This window comes from Nonomuraea sp. NPDC003560 (genome assembly GCF_042878785.1).
GTDB lineage: Bacteria > Actinomycetota > Actinomycetes > Streptosporangiales > Streptosporangiaceae > Nonomuraea.
The window spans coordinates 447,940-470,867 of sequence record NZ_JBIAOF010000007.1; the positions used below are offsets into that span (position 1 = coordinate 447,940).

Annotated in this window: 16 protein-coding genes; 10 read left to right on the plus strand and 6 right to left on the minus strand. The window is 75.7% G+C overall.

Features of this window, described 5'->3' with window-relative positions:
* Positions 1 to 23 precede the first annotated feature (23 nt).
* Positions 24 to 1,241: a multidrug effflux MFS transporter gene (locus tag ACFYUV_RS28590; protein ID WP_387673088.1), complete on the minus strand. Its 1,218-nt coding sequence runs from the start codon at positions 1,239 to 1,241 to the stop codon at positions 24 to 26.
* Positions 1,242 to 1,453: 212 nt separating this feature from the next.
* Between ACFYUV_RS28590 and ACFYUV_RS28595 the strand changes: the two genes are divergently transcribed.
* Positions 1,454 to 2,038, plus strand: coding sequence for a carboxymuconolactone decarboxylase family protein (locus ACFYUV_RS28595; RefSeq protein ID WP_387673091.1), 585 nt, complete (start codon positions 1,454 to 1,456; stop codon positions 2,036 to 2,038).
* A gap of 34 nt (positions 2,039 to 2,072) precedes the next feature.
* On the opposite strand, the gene ACFYUV_RS28600 is transcribed toward ACFYUV_RS28595, so the two are convergent.
* The 4 genes from ACFYUV_RS28600 to ACFYUV_RS28615 form a co-directional block, all read right to left on the minus strand.
* The gene (locus tag ACFYUV_RS28600; protein ID WP_387673094.1) at positions 2,073 to 3,134 is read right to left on the minus strand and encodes a GNAT family N-acetyltransferase; all 1,062 of its coding nucleotides are present in this window, start codon (positions 3,132 to 3,134) and stop codon (positions 2,073 to 2,075) included.
* Positions 3,135 to 3,218: 84 nt separating this feature from the next.
* Positions 3,219 to 4,829 carry a carbamoyltransferase gene (locus tag ACFYUV_RS28605; protein ID WP_387673097.1) on the minus strand — a complete coding sequence of 537 codons (1,611 nt, stop codon included), beginning with the start codon at positions 4,827 to 4,829 and terminating at the stop codon, positions 3,219 to 3,221.
* Positions 4,830 to 4,833: 4 nt separating this feature from the next.
* Positions 4,834 to 6,081, minus strand: coding sequence for a hypothetical protein (locus ACFYUV_RS28610; RefSeq protein ID WP_387673100.1), 1,248 nt, complete (start codon positions 6,079 to 6,081; stop codon positions 4,834 to 4,836).
* Between the two features lie 125 nt (positions 6,082 to 6,206).
* The gene (locus tag ACFYUV_RS28615; RefSeq protein ID WP_387673103.1) at positions 6,207 to 7,268 is read right to left on the minus strand and encodes a trypsin-like serine peptidase; all 1,062 of its coding nucleotides are present in this window, start codon (positions 7,266 to 7,268) and stop codon (positions 6,207 to 6,209) included.
* A gap of 166 nt (positions 7,269 to 7,434) precedes the next feature.
* On the opposite strand from ACFYUV_RS28615, the gene ACFYUV_RS28620 reads away from it, so the two are divergent.
* Together ACFYUV_RS28620 and ACFYUV_RS28625 are read left to right on the plus strand one after the other, a co-directional pair.
* On the plus strand, positions 7,435 to 8,094 hold the full coding sequence (locus tag ACFYUV_RS28620) for an AMP-binding protein (protein WP_387673106.1): 660 nt from the start codon (positions 7,435 to 7,437) through the stop codon (positions 8,092 to 8,094).
* A 51-nt stretch (positions 8,095 to 8,145) separates the two neighbouring features.
* Entirely contained in the window at positions 8,146 to 10,638 is a 2,493-nt protein-coding gene (locus tag ACFYUV_RS28625) for a LuxR C-terminal-related transcriptional regulator (RefSeq protein WP_387673109.1), read from the plus strand.
* A 56-nt stretch (positions 10,639 to 10,694) separates the two neighbouring features.
* On the opposite strand, the gene ACFYUV_RS28630 is transcribed toward ACFYUV_RS28625, so the two are convergent.
* Positions 10,695 to 14,033, minus strand: coding sequence for a BTAD domain-containing putative transcriptional regulator (locus ACFYUV_RS28630; protein WP_387673112.1), 3,339 nt, complete (start codon positions 14,031 to 14,033; stop codon positions 10,695 to 10,697).
* A 214-nt stretch (positions 14,034 to 14,247) separates the two neighbouring features.
* Here ACFYUV_RS28630 and ACFYUV_RS28635 point away from each other — a divergent pair, with 214 nt between their 5' ends.
* From ACFYUV_RS28635 to ACFYUV_RS28665, 7 genes are read left to right on the plus strand one after another with little or no spacing between them, the layout of a single operon-like run.
* The gene (locus ACFYUV_RS28635; RefSeq protein ID WP_387673115.1) at positions 14,248 to 15,951 is read left to right on the plus strand and encodes an AMP-binding protein; all 1,704 of its coding nucleotides are present in this window, start codon (positions 14,248 to 14,250) and stop codon (positions 15,949 to 15,951) included.
* Between the two features lie 14 nt (positions 15,952 to 15,965).
* Entirely contained in the window at positions 15,966 to 16,184 is a 219-nt protein-coding gene (locus tag ACFYUV_RS28640; RefSeq protein ID WP_352324385.1) for a phosphopantetheine-binding protein, read from the plus strand.
* Positions 16,181 to 17,509: a flavin monoamine oxidase family protein gene (locus ACFYUV_RS28645; RefSeq protein ID WP_387673118.1), complete on the plus strand. Its 1,329-nt coding sequence runs from the start codon at positions 16,181 to 16,183 to the stop codon at positions 17,507 to 17,509. Before ACFYUV_RS28640 ends, ACFYUV_RS28645 begins: the two co-directional genes overlap by 4 nt.
* Positions 17,502 to 19,199 (plus strand): class I adenylate-forming enzyme family protein, encoded by a 1,698-nt coding sequence (locus ACFYUV_RS28650; RefSeq protein WP_387673121.1) that lies wholly within the window; start codon positions 17,502 to 17,504, stop codon positions 19,197 to 19,199. Before ACFYUV_RS28645 ends, ACFYUV_RS28650 begins: the two co-directional genes overlap by 8 nt.
* Positions 19,196 to 20,638, plus strand: coding sequence for a KamA family radical SAM protein (locus ACFYUV_RS28655; protein WP_387673123.1), 1,443 nt, complete (start codon positions 19,196 to 19,198; stop codon positions 20,636 to 20,638). Before ACFYUV_RS28650 ends, ACFYUV_RS28655 begins: the two co-directional genes overlap by 4 nt.
* A complete protein-coding gene (locus ACFYUV_RS28660; protein WP_387673125.1) occupies positions 20,635 to 21,693 on the plus strand; it encodes a RimK family alpha-L-glutamate ligase in 1,059 nt (352 codons plus the stop codon). The genes ACFYUV_RS28655 and ACFYUV_RS28660 overlap by 4 nt, the downstream gene beginning before the upstream one ends.
* A gap of 5 nt (positions 21,694 to 21,698) precedes the next feature.
* A complete protein-coding gene (locus ACFYUV_RS28665) occupies positions 21,699 to 22,928 on the plus strand; it encodes a phenylacetate--CoA ligase family protein (protein ID WP_387673127.1) in 1,230 nt (409 codons plus the stop codon).

Sequence of the window (22,928 nt, forward strand, 5' to 3'; positions counted from 1 at the left end):
CGGAAGACACCACCGTGCGGGGCTCAGCCGCGGGCTGGGGCCTCGGCGGTGGTGGGGCCGGCCTCGGGCAGACCCCGGGTCAGCAGGCGGGCGCCGATGCCGAGCAGCGCGCTGACGACCAGCGTGACGCCCATCGGCAGCCCGGTGTCCGCGCCACCCAGGCCGACCAGCGGCGAGACCAGCGCCCCGAGCGCGAACTGCAACGCGCCCATCACGGCCGCCGCCGTGCCGGTCGCGTACGGCGCCCGCCCCACCGTCAGCGCCGCCGCGTTCCCCATGATCAGCGTGAACGAGCTGACCAGCGCGAACAGCACCGGCAGCACCTCCACCGCGGCCACCCCCGCCCCCAGCAGCACCAGCAGCACGGCCGACAGCCCCAGCACGACCCCCTGCCCGGTCCGCAGCAGCCCTTCCGGGCTGAACCGGCGCACCAGGCGCGCCGCGGCCAGGCCGGTCAGCGTCATGCCCAGCGCGTTGGCCGCGAACGTCACGGTGTAGGCGGGGGTGGACAGGCCCAGGACGTTCTGCACGACGAAGGGCGAGGCCGAGATGTACCCCATCAGCCCCGCGAAGCCGAACGCGAAGGAGAAGGCGTAACCGAGATAGCCCCGGTCGGCGAACAGCCGCCGCACGGTCCGCCCGGTGGCGGCCAGGCCGCCCGCGTGCCGGCGTCCGGGCGGCAGCGTCTCGGGCACGACGAGCGCCGAACCGAGCAGCATCACCGCCGAGATCCCGGCCATCACCCAGAACTCCGCGCGCCACCCGGCGGGCGACAGCGCGCCGCCGATCAGCGGGGCCACGACGGGCGCGACGCCGACCACCGAGGCCAGCAGCGAGAAGATGCGCGCCGCCGCCCGGCCGGACGTCAGGTCGGCCGCCACCGCGCGGCCGATGACGATGCCCGCCGACCCGGCGAACCCGTGCACGAAACGCAGGGCGACGAGCGTCCGGATGTCCGGCGCGAGCGCGCACAGGACGCAGGCGGCCAGGGCCGCGGCGGTGGCCAGCAGGATCGGCCGGCGGCGGCCGAACCGGTCGGACAGCGGCCCGATGACGAGCTGCCCCAGCGCCAGCCCGGTGAGGAACGCGGTCAGCGTGAGCTGCACGCCGGCCGCGCCCGTCCCCAGGTCGGCCGCCAGGTCGGTGAACACGGGCAGGTACATGTCGGTGGCCAGCGGCGCCACCGCCGACAGCAGGCCGAGCACGACCAGCAGCGGCCCGGACACCCCGGTCCTGGTCACGAGACACGCCCCGGCGGGCGGTGACGGTGGCGGTGGGGAGTGGCGAACTCCATGGTCATGATCTCCAAGACGGCCGCGCGGCTAGAGACCTAGGATGTTCCGTGATCCGGCCACGGCTAACCGCGCCACCGGAACCCGAGCGCGAGACGTCACCGCAGGTCCACCCGCCGGCGGAGCCCGGGTGGCCCGCGTCGCCGAGACAGGAGCACCGCATGACCGCCCGGCTGCCCGCCCTTCCCCCGGAAGACCTGGACGACGCCCAGACCGAGGTCTACCGCGCCATCACCGGCGGCCCCCGGGCGGCGGGCCCCCAGGTCTTCCCCCTCGCCGACGAGCGGGGACGGCTGCGCGGCCCGTTCAACGCCATGCTGCTGAGCCCGCCGGTCGGCGGCGCGCTCCAGGCGCTGGGCGCGGCGGTGCGCTACGGCTCGGTGCTGCCGGACCGGGCCAGGGAGCTGGCGATCCTCGTGGTCGCCGCCCACTGGGGCAGCGACTTCGAACGCGACGCGCACGAGGCGGTGGGCCGGTCCTGCGGCCTGACCGAGGCCGAGCTGACCGCGGTGCGCGAGGGACGTCCGCCCGGCCTGGCCGACCCCGCCGAACGCGCCGCCGTGCTCGCCGCCCGCGAGCTGACCCGGACGGGGACGCTGGGCGAGGAGGACTACCGGGCGGTCACGGCGGCGCTCGGCGAGCGCGGCCTGTTCGAGCTGACCACCCTGGTCGGCTACTACGCCACGCTGGCCCTCCAGCTACGCGTCTTCGCGGGCGAGCTCCCCCCGGAGCGCCGCGAGCGCTGAACGGCGGCGCGCACCGGCCCTCGTCCTTGCCGGGTCACGTGCTGGACGGCGGGGACGGGAGCTGCGGCGGGTCGAGGCGGTGGCCCAGCCCGCCGACGAGCCGGGTGACCATCGCGCTGCGGGCGGCGAACAACCGGCTGCGCGGCTCCAGCCGCACCCCGAACTGCTTCTTCGTCTCGTACGCCGCGCCGCCGAGCCGCAGCCTGCGCGCGCCCGAGCCGACGGCGGCCCGTACGCACGCCGTGAGCAGCGCGTGGTAGACGGCGGTGCCCTCGGTGAGGGCGTAGTCGCGCCCGATCCACCGGGCGACCAGCTCGTCGCCGTCGCGCAGCAGGGCGACGCAGCCGGCCGGCGCGCCGTCACGGCGGGCGGCCAGGACGGTCAGGTCCGCGCCCAGGGCGCCGGCCGCCTCGGTGAACAGACGCGGCCGGTAGAAGACGTGCGGCCCGTGGCGGAGGTCCACCGCGGCCACCATCGGGCCCAGCCGGTCCAGCAGCCGGTCCGGCTCCCCGCCCGGCCCGGCCGTCAGCGGCCGGACCTCGATGCCCTCCCGCGCGGCCCGGCGCTGCGTGCGCCGGATCTCGGCCCGCCTCTTGCGCGGCAGATGGTCCAGGTACGCCTCGTACGACGGCCACGTCAGGTCCAGCAGGGTCTCCGGCAACCAGCCCAGGCGGCTGTAGCCCGGCTGCCCGGCGGCGTACGGCAGGTGGTCCACGACGCAGAACAGCAGCCCCTCGCGCCTGACCAGCGACCGCACCGCCCGCAGCAGCACCCGCCGCTGCGGCCCCTCACCGCCCAGCAGCCCGGACGTCGCCGTCATCGGCGCCTGGACCTGGAGGAACGGCCACCTCCTGGTCAGCCGCCCGAACCGGGACTCCAGCACCGGGTTGTGCAGCCGGTGCTCCAGCGCGCACACCGCCGCGGCCACGAGCCCGCCGTCCTTGCGGACCAGCAGGTAGCGCGGCCGGTGCCCGGACAGGACGCGTTCGGCCAGGGCCAGCCAGTGATGCCGCACGAAGGGCACGCCGTCGGCGAGCGCGTCCCACTCCCCGGCCCCGACCTCGCCGATGGAGGCCGCCACCTCAACGCTGTACATCGCCCGCCTCGCCCGCCCGCCCGGCGGTGAGCACCCGCCACAGGACCGGCCGGGGCGGGTGCGGGCGCAGGGACCTCCCGCCGCTCATCGGCCCGCCTCCCGGCCGGCCCGGTCGTCCGTCCGGCGTTTGCGGGCCCAGAACGGGCCGAGGGCCAGCGCGTCCGCGCCCGTCCTGAGGTAGCAGGCGACGGCGTCCTCGGGCGTGCACACGATCGGCTCGTCGTCGTCCCGGAAGGAGGCGCCGGCCAGCATCGGCACGCCGGTCAGCGCCTCGAAGCGGGTGATCAGGGAGTGGAAGAGCGGGTTGGCGGCCCGGCTCACCGTCTGCACGCGGGCGCTGCCGTCCACGTGCGTGATCGCGGGCACCTCGCCGCGGCGGTGGTCCAGCACGTCCAACCCGAGCAGCATGACCGGCGAGGGATGCCCCCCGGCGAAGTAGTCCGCGGACCGCTCGGCCAGGCACGACGGCGCGAGCGGCAGGAACGGCTCCCGGCGCCTGACCCGCTCGTTCATGCGCGCGGCGGACGTGGGGTCGCGCGGGTCGGCCAGCAGCGAGCGGTTGCCCAGGCCGCGCGGCCCGCACTCCGTCCGGCCCTGGAACCAGCCCACGATCAGGCCGTCGGCGATGCGGGCGGCGGCGTGCCCGGCGATGTCGTCCGGCCGCCGGTAGTCCACGCCCGCGTCGCGCAGCGCCTTCTCCATGCGTTCCGCGGTGAAGCCGGGCCCGGCGAACACGTGACCGCCCGCCGGGCGGGGCCGGCCGTACCGGCCGACGCTCACCTCCAGCGCCGCGCCGAGCGAGGCGGCGGCGGGCTGGGCGAACAGCTCCTCGAAGCCGGACTCGGCCAGCAGACGGCCGTTCAGCATCGGGTTCATCGCGGTCTCGCCGGCCACCGCGAGCCGGGTCGCCCCGGTCGTCTCGCGCAGCCATCGGGCCAGGTGCAGCCCGGCCCGCTCAAGGGTGGCCTGGAGGGCGAAGGCGATGTCCACGGCGTGCTGGGTGAGCATCTTCCCGGCGGGCGGGGGCGGCGGGCCGAAGGCGTCGAGGAACCTCGCCGAGACGGTGTGCCGCCCGCCGCCCGCGTGCGGCTCGAACCAGCTCAGGTCCAGCTCGTGGCCGCCGTACGGGGTCAGGCGCAGCAGGTCGGCGAAGGGCTGCACGTAGGTGTCGCCGCCGTACGCCGCCAGCGCCATCACCTTGTCCTCGTCCAGGCCGGGACGGAAGCCGAGGTAGCCGGTGACCGCCGCGTACAGGGCGCCCAGCGAGTGGGGGTGACCGACGTGCCGCAGGTGCCTGATCCGGTCACCGTCGGCGACGGCCAGGCAGGTGCCGGTCCCGTCCATCGTGAGCACGGCGGCCGAGTCGAACGGGCTCACGTGGAAGGCGCCGGCCGCGTACGCGCGGTGGTGTTCCACCTGGTGCACCCCGAACCCGGCCGGCCCGGCGTGCCCGGCGGCCTCCCTGACCTCCCAGCCGGGCGGGGAGCCGGTCCGCGGCCCGTGGAAGGCCACGTGGTCCACCTCGTCCAGCCCGATCCCCGCCTGTTCCAGGCAGTAGGCGACCGCCCGGCGGGGGAAGCGGCCGTCGTGCCGGACGCGGGTGAGCCGCTCCTCCTCGGCGAACGCCACGATCTCGCCGTCGCGCACCAGCGCCGCCGCGGAGTCGTGCGCCCGGGAGATGCCCATCACGTACATGTCGTCACTCCGAGTTCCGCGAGATCAGCATCCGGCGCATCACATGGGCCTTCACGGGCACCCCGAGGGCCAGCGCCACCAGGCCCCCGGCCGCCCCCGACCACGGCACGACGACGACCGCCAGCGAGGCGGTGGCCACCAGCCCGGCGAACGCGCCCGCCGACGTCACGGCGAGCACGTCGTTGTTCGTGTTCTCCACCAGGAAGGCCGCGTACATCACGGTCAGGAACAGGGCGAGCACGACGACGACCAGCCCGGCCAGGACCACCGGCGACGCCGCGAGCCCGTCCGGCGCCCACCGGAGCAGGGCCGCGCAGGCGACGGCGGCGGCGGCCCCAGCCCAGCCGGCCCGGCCCAGGAGATGTGCCGCCCGCGCCCGCCCGGCCCGTCCGGCGAGCCCGCGCAGCCGCCGCGAGGTCGCCGGCTGCGCGACCCGCAGCAGGTAGATGACGAGCTGGCAGACCGCGACCGCCGGCAGCAGCGCGAGATACAGCACGCCGCTCTGCCCCGCCCGCCCCGAGACGCCGAGCACCAGGTACACGACCGCGAAGCAGAGCGCGTCGCACAGGTCGGCCGCCCCCAGCAGCCAGGCGGCCCGCGACAGGGGACGCAGCAACGCCCGCCGCCCATGACCGGCAGGCGGGCGCAGCCAGTCGCGGGGGAGCGCCGCGAGCGCCCCGCAGGTCACCGCGACCGTCCCGGCCAGGACGAGCAGCAGGTGCGTCTGTGGCGGCCAGCCGGTCCACAGGGTGGCGGCGGTGACGGCGAGCACCACGCCGCCGCTGGCCACGAACGCCATCGTGTCCAGCACGGGCCGGCCGCGCACGCGGTGCAGCCCGGAGACCGTCATCAGCAGGCCCGTGCAGGCCGACCACGCCCCGGCCGCGAGACAGAGGGCCGCCGTCGACAGCGGCGCGGTCACCGCCACGGGAACGAGCACCGCCAGCAGCACCGCGACCGGCGCGGCGGACATGGCCACCGTCAGCCTGGCCACCGCCGGACCGGTCCGCCTCACCCGCGCCAGCGTCTTCAGCGCGGCCTTCTCCGGCGCGTCCGCGACCAGGAGCAGCCATCCGCACAGCCCGAGCGCGGTGGCGTAGTGGCCGAACGCCGCCCCGTCCCACACGGCCGCCGGCGCCGCCGCGGCGACCTGCGTACCGGCCCGGAACGCGCCCCGCCCCGCCAGCAGCCGCAGCACCGCCGCCGGCCGGAGGCGGGCCGCGGCATGGGCGTCGGCACTGGTCTGGGTCAACGTGGTCCCCCGTGGGTCGCCGGACGGCGTGGTGGCGTTCGTGCGCCGGGTCAGAGCGTCCGCCGTGCGGCCGGAATACCGGCCGGGGGGCCCAAAACAGATCAGTCAGCGGACGCCGGCGGTGGTCAGGCGGCGCCGGAGCGTTGTGCGGCCTGGTAGACGGCCATGGCCTCGTTGCCGAAGAAGGGGCCGAACATGAAGTCGGGGGCGAAGTCGTACTTGAAGCTGTTGACGGAGTTCAGCCAGCCGAGGCCGCTGGAGGTGTCGAACCCCTCGAACCACGGCCCGCCGCTCGACCCGCCGGTCATCGCGCAGCGCAGCCCCTGGTCGCGGGTCCTGACCGGGTCCTTAAACACCCGTCCGCTGCAGAACACCAGGTCGGAGCCGTCGAAGGGGGCGGCGGCCGGGTAGCCGAAGGAGAACATCTGCCGTCCGGTGGGCTGGTTGAAGGCCACCCCCTGGCCGCCGACGACGTCGGTGAGCGTGCGTCCCTGTAAGGGCGCGACCACGGCGGCGGCGACGTCGAAGTTGATGTCCTCGTTGGTGTTCCACTGCTGGGTGGTCAGCAGCCGGGTGGCCACCCACGTGCCGAACGGGCGGCGGCCGTCGTCGAAGCCGGGGACGAACACCCAGTTGCGGTGGGCGGCGCCGTTCATCTTGACGCAGTGGCCCGCGGTCATCACGACGCTCTGGTTGGCGCTGGTGACCGCGGTGCCCGAGCAGGAGGCCGTACGCCCCTCGGCGGTGGTGAAGAAGACCCGGCCGACCGTGCGGGCGACGCCGCCCCCGTCCGCCCACGCCTGGCCCGGACTGTCCTGCGCGGGCGCCGCCCGGCGGGCCGCCGCCGCCGTGCTCCCGGCGAGCGAGGAGGCCGCCGCGCCGGTCCGGGAGCCGGTCCAGGAGGACGTCGTGATCCGGCGGCCGCCCGTGACGCCGCGGGTCGCCCAGGGCGTGCCCTGCGTCGGCCCGGAGGACGTCCCGCGGCGCGGCGTGGGCGCGGAGAGCGGCCTGGCCGCCCGCATGCGCTCCGGCGTCCAGTACTCCATGACGGTCCTGCGCTGCGACGACGAACCGGCCCCCGACCAGCCCACGGGCCCGCGGTCCAGGGCGGTCCCGGCCTGCGCGGGGACCGGCGCGCCCGCCACGGCGAGCGCGACGACGGCGAGCAGGGCGACTCTGCGGTGCATGACGTACCTCCGAAACCGGAACCGGGATCTGCCGTCAGGAGGTACGCGCGCCGCCCCCGCGCGGGCTCAAGCCATGCGGAATCGGGTATGGCGCGGCCGGATTACACACCCGGTTACACACTCTGGACCATGCCGCCCGGCCGCCCCGCTTCCTAGCCTGGGGGCCATGACTGGTTGGACGGAGACGGTCCTGCTGCGGGCGGCCGCTCTCGGCCCGCGGGTGGCGGTCGCCGAGACCGCGAGCGGCGCCACGCTCACGTACGGCACGCTCGCCGTCCGCGCCCGCCAGGCCGCCCAGGGCCTGCGGCGGCGCGGCCTGCGCCCCGGCGACCCGGTGGTCGTGCTGCTGCGCGGCGGCTGCCATCTGCCCGTCGCCGGGTACGCCGTGCTCGCCGCGGGCGGCGTGGTCGTGTCCATCCCCGGCGGACCGGCCGCCACCGGCGCCCGCATCATGATCACCGACCGGGACGACGCCGACGCCATCGCCCAGGAGGCCGACATCCGGCAGGTCTACTCCTTCACCGGCATCCCCGGCACGGCCGGCTTCGACAGCCTGCTCGGCGCCGACGGCCCGATCGAGCCCACCGCCCGGCTCACCACCGCCCGCAAGGTGGGCGCGGCCGACGTCGTCCTGGTCGCCGGGGCCGACCTGCGGGCCTACGACATGGTGCTCGGGGCGGGCGCGCGGCTGGTCGCGGCGCACGAGCCCGACCCCGCCGAGTGCCGCCGGATCATCACCGAGCACGACGTCACCCTGCTGATCGACGCGCGGCTGCGGGTCGTCCCGGTCCGCGCCGCCGGTCCCGCGCTTGGGGCAAACCTCTGACAGCTCGTGAGGGCGGTGTCACACTGGGTGCCAATCCTGGGGTCCAGACACATGAGGATCATGGTGACGTTGCTCAGACACAACCTTCCCGCCGAGCCCGACAGGTTCATCGGGCGGGAACGGGATCTGGAGGAGTTGTGCGGGCTGGTCGGTGAGGTCAGGCTGCTGACGCTCAGCGGCGTCGGAGGCACCGGCAAGACCCGGTGCGCGCTGCAGATCGCCGCCCGGCTGGTCCCGTCCTTCCCCGACGGGGTCTGGCTGGCCGAGCTGTCCAGGCTGACCCGGGCCGACCTGCTGGTCCACGAGATCACCAAGGTGCTGGGCGTGCACGAGGAGGGCGTGCGGCCGCTGCTCGACACGCTGGTCGACTTCCTGCGCGGCAAGAAGCCGCTACTCGTCCTGGACAACTGCGAGCACCTGGTCGAGGCGTGCGCCGAGCTGGCCGAGCGGCTGCTGACCTCCTGCGAGGACCTGCGGCTGCTGGTGACCAGCCGGGAGCCGCTGAAGATCCCCGGCGAGCTGGTGTGGCGGGTGCCGCCGCTGGCGTTGCCCGGCCCGGCGGAGGCGGCCGAGGAGGTCGAGCGGGTCGAGTCCGTGCAGCTCTTCCTCGACCGGGCGCGGTCGGCCGGGTCGGGGCTCGCGGTCACCGGCGCCAACGCCGGCGACATCGCCCGGCTCTGCCACGCCCTCGACGGCCTGCCGCTGGCCCTGGAGCTGGCCGCGGCCAGGACCGCCGCGATGTCGCCCGGCCAGATCTCGGCCCGGGTCAACGACCGGTTCCAGCTGCTGACGGCGAGCGGCCGCACCGCGCCGGCCCGGCAGCGCACCCTGCTGGCCACCCTCGAATGGAGCCACGACCTGCTCTCCCCGCACGAGCAGGTGCTCTTCCGGCGGCTCGCGGTGTTCAGCGGGCCGTTCACCCTCGACCTGGCCGAGTCCGTCTGCGCGGGGCCGAGCCTGGCCGCCGCCCAGGTCCTCGACGTGCTCAGCGGTCTGGTCGACAAGTCGCTCGTGCTGTTCGACCAGGGCAGCTCGTGCTACCGGCTGCTGGAGTCGGCCCGCCAGTTCGCCGCCGGGAAGCTGGAGTCGGCCGGCGAGACCCGGCAGCTGCGCGACCGGCTGCTCCACGGCCTGGCCGACCTCGCCCACCACCACGGCCGCGACGTGTGGGCCACGCCCGGCCTGACCTGGCCGCAGCGCTACGCCCGGCTGCTCGCGCTCCAGGACCTGCTGGGCAACGCCCGCGAGGCCCTGTCCTGGGCCGTCCGGTCCGGCATGGCCGAGCCCGGTCTGCGGCTCGCGTGCGGCTACATGCCGCTGTGGGCCGGGTTCGGCGAGCTGACCGAGGGCCGCCGCTGGTACGAGAGCCTGCTCGCGCTGCCCGCCGCCCGCCCGCTCCGCGATCTGTCCGCCGAGGCCCTGCTCCACCACGCCAACCTGGCCTACGAGCAGCAGGACGCCGCCGCCTGCGGCGAGTCGGCCGCCCGCGCCCTTGAGCTGCGCCGGGCGACCGGCGACGACTTCATGCTGGCCTTCACCCTCGTGATCGCCGGCATGTACGAAGGCACCAAAGGCGACATCGCGCTGGCCGCCGAGCGCGGCGAGGAGGCCCTGGAACTGGCCCTGCGCGTCGGCAACGGCCTGATCGAGGCGTCCGCGCGGCTGCTGCTGTCCGGGGTGGCCGCCTTCCAGGGCCTCCGGCGCGAGTCGCTGACCAGGGGCGAGGAGGCCATCGAGGTCTACTCCCGCTTCGGCCACCTGTGGGGGGTCACCCGGGCCCACCTGGAGCTGGGCCGCTTCGCCGACTACCTCGGCGACCTCGACAGCGCCCGCCGCCACCTGGAGGAGTGCGCCGAGCTGGCCGAGGAGATGGCGGCCAAGCCCGTCCTCGCCACCAGTCTCGGCCTGCTCGGCGCGGTCCTGGCCCGGCAGGGCGAGGCGGAGCGGGCCAGGGCGCGGCTGGCCAGGTGCGTGACGCTGAGCCGGTCCATGGGGCAGCACCTGCCGATCATCTCCGCGCTGGTCGCGCTGGCCGTCCTGGCCGAGAAGCAGCACGACCTGGAGACCGCCGTACGCCTCTGGGCCGCGGCCAAGGCCATGGAGGAGCGGCTCGGGCTGCCCGTCTGGACGTCCGCCACGCCCGAGCCGCTGCTCGCCCGCGCCCGCGCGCAGGCCGGCGACGGTCAGGTCCAGCTCTGGTGGACGATGGGCGGCGGCATGACGGAGGAGGAGGCCCTGCGCTACGGCCTGCGGGGCGAGCGGCCGGCCCAGGGCGCGCCGCGGCCCGCGGCGGGCAGTGCGGCGGGCAGCGCGGCGGGCAGTGCGTCGGGGGCTGCGTCGGGCCCGGCGTCGGTGCTCACGCCGCGCGAGCGGGAGATCGTCGTGCTGATCAGCCGGGGGCTGTCCAACCGGGCCATCGGCGAGGAACTGTTCATCAGCCCGGCCACGGCCGCCCGGCACGTCGCCAACATCCTGCTCAAGCTCAACTTCGGCTCGCGCACGCAGGTCGCCGCCTGGGCCGCGGAGCACGGCGTCCTCCACTGATCCCGCCGAAGCTGATCCCGGCGTGGCTGATCCCGGCGTGGCTCCGGCGGGGCCGGTCATCGGCCCGCGGCCACCTCGGCGGGCCGGGCCGGCGGCGGATCCAGGACCGCCGTGAACAGGTCGCCGGCCCGTTCCCGGAACCGCTCGGCGGCCGGCTCGTCGCCGGTGCGGCGGTGGGCGCGTCCCAGCGTCACCAGGGCCCGCGCCTCGCCCAGCTTGTAGCCGCTGCCGGCATGGACGCGGGCCGCGCGGGCGGCGTAGGAGATGGCCAGGCCCGGGTCGCCGGCCGCCAGCGCCGCCTCCGCGCCCGCCGCCAGCGCCGCGCCCTGCACCAGCACCGCGCCCGCCTTCCTGGCCAGCGCCAGCCCCGCCAGCGTGTCGCGCATGGCGGTCGCGTGCTCGTCCAGACGGGTACGCGCCACGGCCAGCCCCACGAGCGCGTCCGCCTGGCCCACGGCGGCGCCGATGCCGCGGGCCCGCTCCAGCGCGGCGCTCAGCTGCCCGACGGCGGCCCCGGGGTCGGTCTGGCAGCGGATCCGGCCGAGCCCGAGCAGGGCGTCCAGCTCCAGCTTGGGATCGCCGACCGCCAGCGCCCGCCGCAGCGCCTCCTCGGCGTAGCCGAGCGCGTCGGCCCGCCGGCCCGCGTCCAGGTGCACGTCGGCCAGTTCCCTGCACAGGTCGGCCTGGGACCGTTCGCCGATCGCGGCGCCGAGCCCGCGCGCCGCCGTCAGGCACCGGATGGCCTCGCCCAGCCGGCCGGTCAGCCGGAGCACGGTGCCGAGGCTGGCCAGCGCGGCGGCCTCGGTCGCGGGCAGCCCGCGGTCGCGGCAGAGCGACACCGCCTCGCTCAGGCGCTCCTCGGCGGCGTCGAGCCGGCCCATCTGGGTCAGCGCCAGCCCGAGGTCGACGAGCGGCGCGGCCCCCACCCGCGAGGAGCGCCGCGAGCCGTCCACGGCCAGGGCCAGCAGCCGCCGGGCCGCGCCGAGCCTGCCCTGCTGGAGGTGGACCACGCCGAGCGCGGCCAGCGCCGCGAGCTTCCCCTCCGGCCAGCCCGCCAGCTCGGCGGCCGTGAACGCCCCGCGCAGCTCCGCGACCGCCTCGGTCAGCTCGGCCGCCCGCCACCGGGTGGCGGCCAGGCAGTGCCCGACGGCCGCCTGGCCCAGGTGGTCGCCGGCCGCGCGGGCGGCCCGCCGCGCGTCCCGCAGCACGTCCGTCCAGCCGGGCTGGCCGCCGGTCAGGTCGAGGTAGCCGTTCATGGCGTCGATGAGCCGCCAGGCGTGCGGGCGGTCGGGGGCGTTCCGTACGGCGGCGACGAGGTTGGCGCGTTCGGCGTCCAGCCAGGCCAGCGCGGCGGCGGCACCGGGAAAGGCGGCGGGAAAGGCGGCCGGGCGGCCGGAGCCGTCGGCGGGGGCGCGCAGCAGGTGGGGGTAGGCGACGTCGCCGGCCTCCCGGACCATCCGCAGGTACCAGGCCATCAGCGCGTCCAGGGCGCGGGCCCGTCCCGGCGCGGACTCCTCGGCCAGCACGCGTTCGCGGGCGTACTCCCGCATCAGGTCGTGGAAGGTGTAGCGGCCCGGCTCCGGCTCCTCGACCAGGTGCGCGGCGGCGAGCCCGGACAGCAGCCGGTCGGCCTCGGCGGGCACGGTCCCGGCCAGCGCCCCGGCCGCCCCCGCGGTGAACGTGGGCCCGGGGGCGAGCGCCAGCAGCCGGAACAGCCGCCGCGCCGCCGGATCCAGGCGGTGATAGGACAGGTCGAACGCGCCGCGCACGGCCGCGTGCGGATCTCCGGTGACCGCCAAAGCCGATAATCGGGTGCCGGTGAGCCGGCGCACCTGACCGGCGATGCCGCCGACGGCGTCCCCGCCCGGCCGGCCGAGGATGCCCGCGGCGGCGATGCGCAGCGCCAGCGGCAGCCGGCCGCACGCCCTGGCCAGGTCGAGCGCCGCGTCCCGCTCGGCGGCCAGCCGTTCGCCGCCGAGGATCCCGCCGAACAGCGTGACCGCCTCGCCGGTGGACAACACGCCGAGCGGGACGGGGATCGCGCCGTCCCGGGCGACCAGGCCGTCCAGGCGGTCCCTGCTGGTGATCACGGTGGCGCAGCGGCGTCCGCCCGGCAGCAGCGGGCGGACCTGCTCCTCGCTGCCGGCGTTGTCCAGCACCACCAGCACCCGCCGGTCGGCCAGCAGGCTGCGGTAGGCCGCGCTGGCCTCCTCCACCGTGCCGGGCACGCGCTCGGCGGGCAGGCCCAGCCCGCGCAGGAACCGGCCGAGCGCCTCGATCGGCAGCAGCGGCCGCTCGGCCGAGTGCCCGCGCAGGTCCACGTAGAGCTGGCCGTCGGGGAAGCGGTGGCGGTTGCGGTGGGCCCAGTGCAGGGCCAGGGCCGTCTTGCCGGACCCGCCCGCGCCGGTCAGCACGGAGATCGCCGCCCCGCCGGCGGCCGGGTCGCCGCCTGCCGCGAGCGGGTCGCTGTCCCTCGCGGGCGGGTCGCCGTCCTTGGCGGGTGCGTCGCCGTCGGCCGTGAGCAGGTCGAGCAGGCGGAGCTGGGCGGTCCGGCCGGTGAACTGGCCGGGGGCGGGCGGCAGCTGCGCGGGCGTCACCGTTTCCCGGGAATCGGCCGGCCTGATCGGCGGAACGTTCCCGCGCAGGATGCGCTGGTGCAGTTGCCGCAGCTCGGGGCCGGGGTCGAGGCCCAGTTCCTCGGTGAGGCGGCGGCGGGTGCGCTCGTACCGCTCCAGCGCGTCCACGCGGCGGCCGGCCCGGCACAGCGCCAGCATGAGCAGGCCGACCAGCCCCTCGCGGAACGGGTGCTCGGCGACCAGCGCGATCAGCTCCGGCACCAGCACGGCCGCGCGGCCCGCCCGGACCTCGGCGTCCAGGCACTCCTCGACGGCGCCGAGGCGTTCCTCGGCGAGCGCGTCGCGCAGCCGGTCCAGGAGCTCGCCGCCGGAGACGCCGGTCAGCGGCTCGCCGCGCCACAGGGCCAGGGCGCGGCGCAGCCCGGTGGCCTGCCGCTCGGCCGTCTCGCCGGCGCGCGCCCGGGTGACCGCCGTCCGGAACTCGTGCACGTCCACCTGCCCGGGGTCCAGGCCGAGCTGGTAGCCGCGCGGGCGGTAGGCGATGGTGACGCCGGTCGCGGCCAGGAGGGGACGCAGCCGGGAGACGTACCCCTGCACCAGGTTGCGCGCCCCGGCCGGAGGCCGTTCGCCCCACAGGCCCTCGATCAGCCGGTTCACCGAGACGAGCCGGCCCGCGTCCAGCGCGAGCAGGGCCAGCGCCGCGCGCTGCCGGGGCGGCCCGAGTGGGATCTCCTGGCGCCCCCGCCAGGCGCGCACCGCCCCCAGGAGCCCGATTTTCAGTACGTCCGCCAGACCCGCCCGTGCTGTTTCGTCTGACATATCGCATTTCCCCTTTGCCACGTCGCAGGCCGCCATACAGGAGACATGACAGGCAGTACAGCCGAAATCCTGACGCCATCAAGCCCCCGTGCAGCGCCCTGCTGCACTCTGAACGCGATCTCGCTTGGGTTCGCTCCACATTCGCTTGACACGGGCTGACAGACGCGCCGACGCGCGGCCGGCCCCGTCGCGTCGCCCCGGGGAAGAGGCAGCGTTGTCCGAACCGCACCACGACGTTCTCCAGGAGTTCGCCCGCACGGCCGGGCTCCATCCGGGCCGTCCGGCCCTCGTCCACGACGGTCGCACCGTCACCTACGCCGAGCTGGCCGTCCGGGTCCGCGCCATTGCCCGGCGGCTCGGGCCCGGTCCCGGGGCGGTGGGCGTGCTGACGTCCCGCACGCCGGGGACCGTGGCCGCGCTGCTCGGCACGCTGGCGGCGGGCGGCGCGTACGTGCCCGTCGACCCGGCGCACCCGCGGGCCCGCCGGCAGGCGATGCTGGCGGCGGCCGGCTGCCGCACGCTGGTCGCGTCCGGGCCGGACGCATGGGCCCCGGACGGCGTACAGGTGATCGAGCCGCCCGATCACGGGGACTTCGGCGGCGATTTCGGGGGCGACCTCGACGGCGGCGCGGCGGGTGAGCTGCCGGTCGTCGCGGGGGACGCGCCCGCGTACGTCCTGTTCACCTCCGGTTCGACCGGTGCGCCCAAGCCCGTGGTGACGCCCAGGCGGGCGATCTCCGTCGTCACCGGGGCGCTGCGCGAGCTGTTCGGCATCACCCCGGCCGACCGGGTGCTCCAGTTCGCCTCGCTGAACTGGGACACCTGCCTGGAGGAGATCCTGCCCGCCCTGACCGGCGGGGCGGCGCTGGTCTTCCACGACGGCGCGCACTCGGGCTCGTTCCGCCGGATGTTGCGCGCGGTCGCCGACGAGCGGATCAGCGTGCTGGACCTGCCCACGGCGTTCTGGCACGAGCTGGTACGGCACCTGGCCGACGAGGGGGCCGCGCTGCCTCCGTGCGTCCGGCTGGTGATCATCGGCGGCGAGGCCGTCAGCCCGTCGCGCCTGGCCGACTGGCGGGCCCTGGACACCGGCGGCGTCCGCCTGCTCAACACCTACGGATGCACGGAGACCACCCTCATCACGCACGCCATCGACCTGCACGGCCCGATGACCGACGGGGGTGTGGGTGGGCTGGCGCCGTCGGACCCGCCTGGCTCGACGGCGGGAGAGCGGGCGTCGGCGGACCCGCCTGGCTCCACGGTGGAAGGGCGGGTGCCGGGGGCGGGGGAGCGGGTGCCGATCGGGTGGGCGCTGGCGCACGTCGAGCAGCGGGTGAGTGCGGAGGGCGAGTTGCTGGTCGGCGGGCCGGCGCTGGCGCTGGGCTACCTGGGCCTGCCGGAGGCGACCGCCGCGCGCTTCGTCACCCCCGAGGCGGGCGGCGGGCGGTTCTTCCGCACCGGGGACCGGGTCACCGTGACCGGCGGCGGGGCGCTCGTCCACGAGGGACGGCTCGACCACGAGCTCAAGATCCGGGGAATCCGGGTGGACCCGGCCGAGGTCGAGGCGCACATCGCCGGCCATCCGGGCGTGAGCGCGGTCGCGGTGGCGGGCGTCACGGTCGCCGATCACACCACCCTCGCCGCCTACGTCGTCCCCCGCCCGCGGCCCGGCCGGGACGCCGAGCACCCGAAGCCCGTCCAGGACGCCGACGACCCGCAGCCCGGCCGGGATGCCCAGGATCCGCAGCCCGGCCGGGACGTCGAGGGCGGGCTGGCCGGCGAGGTGCGGGAGTACCTGCGGGGCCGGGTGCCGGGCCACCTGGTGCCCAGCCGGATCACCGTCGTGCCCGAACTGGCCTACACCACCAGCGGCAAGGTCGACCGCGCCGGTTCGCACCGGCGCTACACCACCAACTGAAGGAGATCATGCACGTGGACGTCACCGCCGTCTCCGACATCTTCCGGCGGGTACTGGAAAACCCCGAAATAACGGATGATTCCGACTTTTTCGTCTTGGGTGGGGATTCCCTGCTCGCCACCCGCGTCCTCAGCGCGATCGCCCGCGACTGCGGCGCCGAGCTGGACTTCGACGACTTCCTCGACGCGCCCACCCCGGCCGCGCTGGCCAAGAAGATCGCGAGCCTGGCATGAGGGTCGTCGTCGTGGGAGCGGGCCTCGCGGGGCTCACCGCCGCCGCCGACCTGGCCGCGTCCGGCGCCGAAGTCGCCGTGATCGAGGCCAGGGACCGCGTCGGCGGGCGTACGCACGGCATCGAGGTCGCCCCCGGCGGCTGGGCCGACGCGGGCGCGGCGTACCTGGGGGAGCGGCACACCGCGCTGACGGCCCTGCTGGCCGAGCTGGACCTGAAGACCACCCCGGCCACCGTGGGCGGCGCGGCCAGGTTCGCGCTCGGCGGCGAGCCCGGGACCGGCCGGTTCCCGCCCCTGTCGGCGGTCGCGCTGGGCGGCCTGTTCGACGCGCTGGAGGAGCTGGCCGCCGCCGTCCGCCCCGAGGCTCCCTGGCTGACCCCGGACGCCGCCCGCCTGGACGCCACCACGGCGGCGGAATGGGCCGCCGAGCACCTGACGCATCCGGACGCGCGGCTGTTCTTCCCGCTGTTCGCCGGCGAGATGATGGCCGCCGACCCGGCGGACGTGTCCGTCCTGCATCTGGCCTTCTACCTGCGCTCGGGCGGCGGGCTGCGCTACCTGAACGCCTTCGCGGGCGGCGCGCAGGAGGACCGGATCGACGGCGGCGCCCACCAGGTGTGCCTGCGCCTGGCCGCCCGGCTCGGCGACCGGGTGCGCCTCGGCGAGCCGGTGCGCGCGGTCCACCAGGACGCGACCGGCGTGGACGTCGTCACCGCGACCGGCGCCACCAGGGCGGACGCAGTGGTGGTCGCCGTGCCGCCGGTGCTGGCCGACGCCGTGGAGTTCCGGCCGGGCCTGCCCGCGCCGCGCTCGGGCCCCCGTACGGCGCCCGGCTGCGCGGTGAAGGTGCACCTGGTCTACCCCGCGCCGCTCTGGCGCGAGCAGGGCCTTTCGGGCTGGTCGGTCAGCGCGGACGGCCCCCTGCTGTCCACCGTGGACGACTCGCCCGCGGGCGGCTCGGCGGGCGTGCTGACCGGGTTCGTGACCGGCGCGCAGGCCAAGGCGTTCGCCGCGCTGTCCCCGCGCGAGCAGGCCGAGCGGGCGCGGGCCCAGGTCGCGCGGCTGTTCCCCGGGCTGCCCGCCCCGGACGCCTGCCACGTGACCGACTGGCTGAGCGACGAGCACAGCCGGGGCTGCTACGCGGCGCTGTTCGGGCCGGGCGACTGGCTGCGGCTCGGCCCGCGGCTGACGACCCCCCACCAGCGGGTGCACTGGGCCGGCACCGAGACGAGCACCGAGTTCTTCGGCCTGATGGAAGGCGCCATCCGCTCAGGACACCGGGTGGCCGCGGAGATCGACGCGACGTGGAGGCACATCCATGACTGACCAGACCCCGATCGCCCCCCTGGCCGTCCGGCAGGGCTTCATGACCGAGCCCGGCCTCGGCGCGGGCAACTTCCTCGACCACGCGCTCGCGGCCAACCCCAACCGGTCGGTGCCGTTCATCCACAGCCACCACACCGACCACCGCGGCCAGGTCGTGTTACGCGGCCACAGCCTCACCGACCTCGCGGCCCTGCGCGACCGGTACGCCACCTGGTACCACGCCAACGGCGTGCGGCCCGGCGAGCCCGTGGGCGTCGTCGTCGCCGAGGGCCTGGAGCCGCTGCTGCATTTCCTGGCGCTCACCGCGCTCGGCGCGATCCCGGCGATGGTCAACGACGCCATGCGGGCCGACGTCATGGCCGGCTACCTGGAGCACGTCGGCGTGGTGGGCGTGGTCGCCGACGACACGACCCGGCTGCAGCTCGCCTACCGCAACACGCCGCGCGCCCGGCCCCGGTTCGTCGCCCTGGCGGCCGAGGTGCGGGCCCACGACGCGGCGGCCGGCGGGCTGCCGGAGCAGTACCCGTACCGGCACGAGCCGGACGACGTGGTGGCGCTCATCCACTCCTCCGGCACCACCGGCACCCCCAAGTCCACCATCCTCGGACACCGCAGCTTCTGGGACGGCAAACAGCAGCGGATGGTGCGTTTCCCGGCGGAGCCGTACGACCGGCTGATGTCGCTCATGCCGCACACGCACGCGGGCGGGCTCAGCTACTTCCTCACCGCGGTGCTGCTCGGGCTGCCGACCGTGATCATGTCGGACTGGCGGCGGGCCGGGGTGGAGCCGGTCATGGAGGCCTTCCAGCCGACCATGGTGGCCTCGTTCCCGCGCACGTTCGTCGAACTGGCCACCGGCGAGCTGCCGGTCAGGGGCGCGGCCCGGGTGCACTCCTGGTTCAACACCGGGGACAGCGCCCACTACGGCCACATCCGGCGGCTCGTCCAGCTCGGCGAGCGGCCCGCGGGGCTGATCAGGTCGTGGCTGCTGCCGCGCGGCGAGGCCGCCGGCGAGCCGCTGCCCGGCTCCCAGTTCGTGGACGGGCTCGGCTCCTCGGAGATGGGCATGGCGCTGTTCGGCCAGGTCACCACCCCCGAGACGCCGCGCGCCGACCGTTGCGTGGGCAAGCCGCAGGACGCGGTGATCAAGGCCGCCGTGCTCGACGAGAACGGCCGGGAGCTGCCCGACGGCGAGGTCGGCCTGCTGGGCGTGATCACCCCGTCGCGCACCCCCGGCTACTGGAACGACGCCAGGCTGACCGGCAGCTTCGAGCTCAACGGCTACTGGCTCACCGGCGACGTCGCCCGCCGGGACGCCGAGGGCGACTTCTACCACCTCGACCGCACCGTGGACGTGATCGACACCGCGGCCGGGCCGGTCTACAGCCTGCTCGTCGAGGAGGTCCTCATCGCCGACTGCGCGGACCTCGTCCAGGACTGCTCGGTCGTCGGCGTGCCGGGGCCCGGGGGGCAGGTGCCGATCGCCGTCGTACGGACGCAGGCCGAGGCCGCCGCGGTCACCGCCGAGGAGATCAGGGAGAAGGCCAACAAGGCGCTGGCCGACGCGGGCCTGGCCACGCTGGGCGCGGTGATCCTGGCGCGTACCGAGCAGGACTACCCGCTCGGCCCCACAGGCAAGGTGCTCAAGCGCGAGCTCCGCACCCGGCACGCGGCGCTGTTCGCCGGATGAGCCCGAACGACGACACGCCCCGCCGCCCCGCCGCCGACGTCGAGACCGCCCGGTCCGGGGCCGCGGGGTCCGGGGCCGCGGGGTCCGGGGCCGCCGACCGCCCCTACGTGTACGCGCGGCGGGCGCTCGCCGAGCCCGACTGGCGGCGGCTGCCGGGGTGGCGCGGGGTCACCGAGGCGCAGTGGCGCGACGCCCAGTGGCAGCGCGCCCACTGCGTGCGCAACGCGGCGCAGCTCCGCGCCGTGACCGGCGACCTGCTCCAGGACGCCTTCCTCGCCGACCTGGCCGCCGACGCGGCCCGGTTCGCCACCATGTCCATACTGGTGACGCCCCAGCTCCTCAACGTCATGGCGCCGGACGAACCCGGCGATCCGGCCGCGTTCACGGCGGCGTTCCTGGCCAACCCGGTCCGCCGCTACCTGCTGCCGGTCGCCTCCGACCGGCACCCGGTCTGGCCGAGCCATCCACGGGCCCAGCGGGACTCGCTGCACGAGGCCGAGATGTGGGCGGTGGAGGGCCTGACCCACCGCTACCCGACGAAGGTGCTGGCCGAGCTGCTGGCCACGTGCCCGCAGTACTGCGGCCACTGCACCCGGATGGACCTGGTCGGCACCTCCACCCCGCAGGTCGTCAAGGCCAGGCTCACGCTCAGGCCGGTCGACCGGCAGGAGCTGATGCTGGACTACCTCAAGCGCACGCCCGCCGTCCGCGACGTGGTGGTCTCCGGCGGCGACCTGGCGAACATGCCGTGGCCGCGGCTGGAGGCGTTCCTGCTGCGGCTGCTGGAGCTGGAGTCCGTACGCGACATCCGGCTGGCCACCAAGGCGCTGGTCGGGCTGCCGCAGCACTGGCTCCAGCCGGCCGTGGTCGAGGGCGTGGGCCGGGTGGCGGCCGTCGCGCGGGCCCGCGGGGTGAACCTGGCCGTGCACACCCACGCCAACCACGCCCGCTCGGTGACGCCGCTGGTCGCCGAGGCCGCTGGGGCCCTGCTCGCGGCGGGCGTGCGGGACGTGCGCAACCAGGGCGTGCTCATGCGCGGCGTGAACGCCACCCCGCACGACCTGCTCGACCTGTGCTTCGCCCTGCACGGCGAGGCCGGCATCCTGCCCTACTACTTCTACGTCTGCGACCTGATCCCCAACGCCGAGCACTGGCGCACCCCGCTGCACCAGGCGCGGCACCTCCAGGAGGCCCTCATGGGCCACCTGCCCGGCTACGCCACGCCCCGGATCGTGTGCGACGTGCCCTACGTCGGCAAGCGCTGGGTCCACCAGGCCGCCGCCTACGACCGGGAACGCGGCGTCTCGTACTGGACCAGGAGCCACGGGATCGGGCTGGAGCCGCCCGGCCCGGCGCGCCGCTTCCCCTTCTACGACCCGATCGACACCCTGCCCGAGCCCGGCCGCCGCTGGTGGGCGAGCCAGAAGGGAGAGTCATGAGCCCGTTGCGCCGTTTGTGCTGGATCTTCCCCGACCGGGAGTCCACCCGGGCCACCGCGATGTGGCACCCGTTCTTCTGGGACCTGTACGAGGAGGTCGCCGCCGAGCTCGGCCTGCGCTGGACCAGGAACTCCCCGGACTCGGTCACCGTGGACGCCCTGGAGCCCGGCCGGCCCCGCGTCTTCGTGGACGACGAGCCCGTCACCCCCGAGGACACCCTCTTCATCACCGCCCTGTACTCCCTGCCCTACCAGTCCATGGACGTCTTCAACCAGTACGCCCTCTACGCCGTGCTGGAGGAGGCCGGCTTCTACCTGCCGTTCCCGCCGTCCCTGTCGCCGGTGGCCAACGACAAGCTGGCCACCGTCCTGCGGCTGCGCGACTCGCCCGTGCCGCCGATCCCGACCCTGCGCATCGGCACCGGCCGGGACACCAGCAAGCACCTGTACGAGGCCGCCATCGCCGGCCTCACCTACCCGGCCCTGGTCAAGCCGGCCGGCTGGTGCGGCGGCGGCGGGGTGAACCTGGCCCGCGACTCCGAGGAGCTGCGCGGCCTGGCCAGCCTCGCCCAGGGCGGCGACACCACGCTCGTCGTCCAGCCCTACCTGGGTGACGGCACCGTGGACTACCGCGTCTACGTCGTGGACGGCGAGCCGTACGCGGTCATGAAACGCATCCCGGAGCCGGGCTCGCCGGTCGCCAACGCCAGCAGGGGCGGCACGATGGAGTTCCCGCCCGTGCCGCCCGAGCTGGCGGCGGCCACGGCGTACTTCTACGAGCGGCTGCCCATCCCGTTCTTCTGCGTCGACTTCCTGCACGACGGCGAGCGCTACTGGTTCTCCGAGCTGGAGCCCGACGGCGTGATCGCGCCCGACCTCGGCGACCCCGCCCGCACCCTCCAGCGCGACGTCACCCGCGCCCGCTGGACGGCCTACCGCGACGGCCACAACCGCTTCCTCAAAGACCGCCACCCGCAAGACCACCTTCCGCACGACCGCCTTCCGCACGACCGTCTTCCGCACGACCGTCTTCCGCACGACCCCGAGAGCTGGTGACCACCATGACCGAATCGTTCTCGCTGACGTCCGCGGCGGCCGAGCCGCTGCTGCGCGTCCCGAGGCGCTCGCTGGAGCGGCTGAGGAGCGTGCCCGCGCTCGCGCCGCGCTACGAGGGCCACGAGAAGGTGCTCACGCTGGAGGACCTGGCCGCCCTGCCGCCGCTGGTCAAGGACGACCTCAACGTCGCGCTCGCGCACCTGGAGCCCAAGGCCGGACAGGGCGCGACCTGGCTCTTCCAGAGCGGCGGCAGCACCGGCGCGCCCAAGGTCGGCTACGCCCCCACCGGCTTCTACATGGACGGCGTGCACCGCCACTGGCAGCCGCTCGAACCGGACGACGTCTTCGTCAACGCCTGGGGCGCCGGCCGCATGTGGGGCGCCCACTTCCTGGCCGCCGCCTTCGCCGACCTGTCCGGCTGCCGGGTCATCGCCCTGGGCTCGGTCGGCAAGGAGGAGTACGGCGACTGGCTCGGCTTCTTCGCCGACCGGAAGGTGACCGCGTTCGGCGGCACGCCCAGCGTCCTGCGGCTGTGGTTCGCCCACGCCCGCGCGGCCGGCCTGCGCCTGCCCGCGCTGCGCAAGGTGCTCTGGCTGGGCGAGGCCTGGCATCCCCAGCTCGACGAGGACCTGGCCGAGGTCGCCCCGGACGCCCGCCGCTGGGGCATGTTCGGCAGCACCGAGACCTGGGTCGCCGCCACCAACACCCCGGACTGCCCGGCCGACGTCTTCCACCCGCTGCCCGACCAGCTCGTGCACAGCGACGCCGACGAGCTGCTGGACTTCACCACGCTCAACCCCGACATGCTCAACCCGGTGCTGCGTTACCGCACCGGCGACGCCGGCCGCCTCGTCTCCTGCCCGTGCGGCCGGGACGGCAGGGCGCTGCGCGTCCTGGGCCGCCGCGACTCGGTCGTCCAGGTGCGCGGCCTCGGCCTGCACGTGGACGACGTCGTCGCCCAGGCCGAGCGCGAGCCCGGCGTGCTGCGCGCCCAGGTCCTGATCACCGAGCGGCAGGGCCGGGTCTCCGGCGTGGACGTGCTGCTGCTGACCGGCCCCGAGACCCCGCCCGGCCTGCCCGAACGGCTGCGCCACGACCTCCTGGCCGCCACCTTCACCCTCAGCACGGCCTTCCAGCACGACCCCGGCTCCTTCCGCGTCCGGACGGTGGACGCGCTGATCGGCAACGACCGCACCGGCAAGACCTCCTCCTTCGTCGTGCGGGAGGAGCAGTGA

Bases quoted from the DNA above. Each gene is read 5' to 3' on its own strand.
- ACFYUV_RS28595 (WP_387673091.1), top strand. From the start codon at position 1,454: ATGACCGCCCGGCTGCCCGCCCTTCCCCCGGAAGACCTGGACGACGCC.
- ACFYUV_RS28600 (WP_387673094.1), bottom strand. From the start codon at position 3,134: ATGTACAGCGTTGAGGTGGCGGCCTCCATCGGCGAGGTCGGGGCCGGG.
- ACFYUV_RS28605 (WP_387673097.1), bottom strand. From the start codon at position 4,829: ATGTACGTGATGGGCATCTCCCGGGCGCACGACTCCGCGGCGGCGCTG.
- ACFYUV_RS28615 (WP_387673103.1), bottom strand. From the start codon at position 7,268: ATGCACCGCAGAGTCGCCCTGCTCGCCGTCGTCGCGCTCGCCGTGGCG.
- ACFYUV_RS28620 (WP_387673106.1), top strand. From the start codon at position 7,435: ATGACTGGTTGGACGGAGACGGTCCTGCTGCGGGCGGCCGCTCTCGGC.
- ACFYUV_RS28625 (WP_387673109.1), top strand. From the start codon at position 8,146: ATGAGGATCATGGTGACGTTGCTCAGACACAACCTTCCCGCCGAGCCC.
- ACFYUV_RS28630 (WP_387673112.1), bottom strand. From the start codon at position 14,033: ATGTCAGACGAAACAGCACGGGCGGGTCTGGCGGACGTACTGAAAATC.
- ACFYUV_RS28645 (WP_387673118.1), top strand. From the start codon at position 16,181: ATGAGGGTCGTCGTCGTGGGAGCGGGCCTCGCGGGGCTCACCGCCGCC.
- ACFYUV_RS28650 (WP_387673121.1), top strand. From the start codon at position 17,502: ATGACTGACCAGACCCCGATCGCCCCCCTGGCCGTCCGGCAGGGCTTC.
- ACFYUV_RS28655 (WP_387673123.1), top strand. From the start codon at position 19,196: ATGAGCCCGAACGACGACACGCCCCGCCGCCCCGCCGCCGACGTCGAG.
- ACFYUV_RS28660 (WP_387673125.1), top strand. From the start codon at position 20,635: ATGAGCCCGTTGCGCCGTTTGTGCTGGATCTTCCCCGACCGGGAGTCC.
- ACFYUV_RS28665 (WP_387673127.1), top strand. From the start codon at position 21,699: ATGACCGAATCGTTCTCGCTGACGTCCGCGGCGGCCGAGCCGCTGCTG.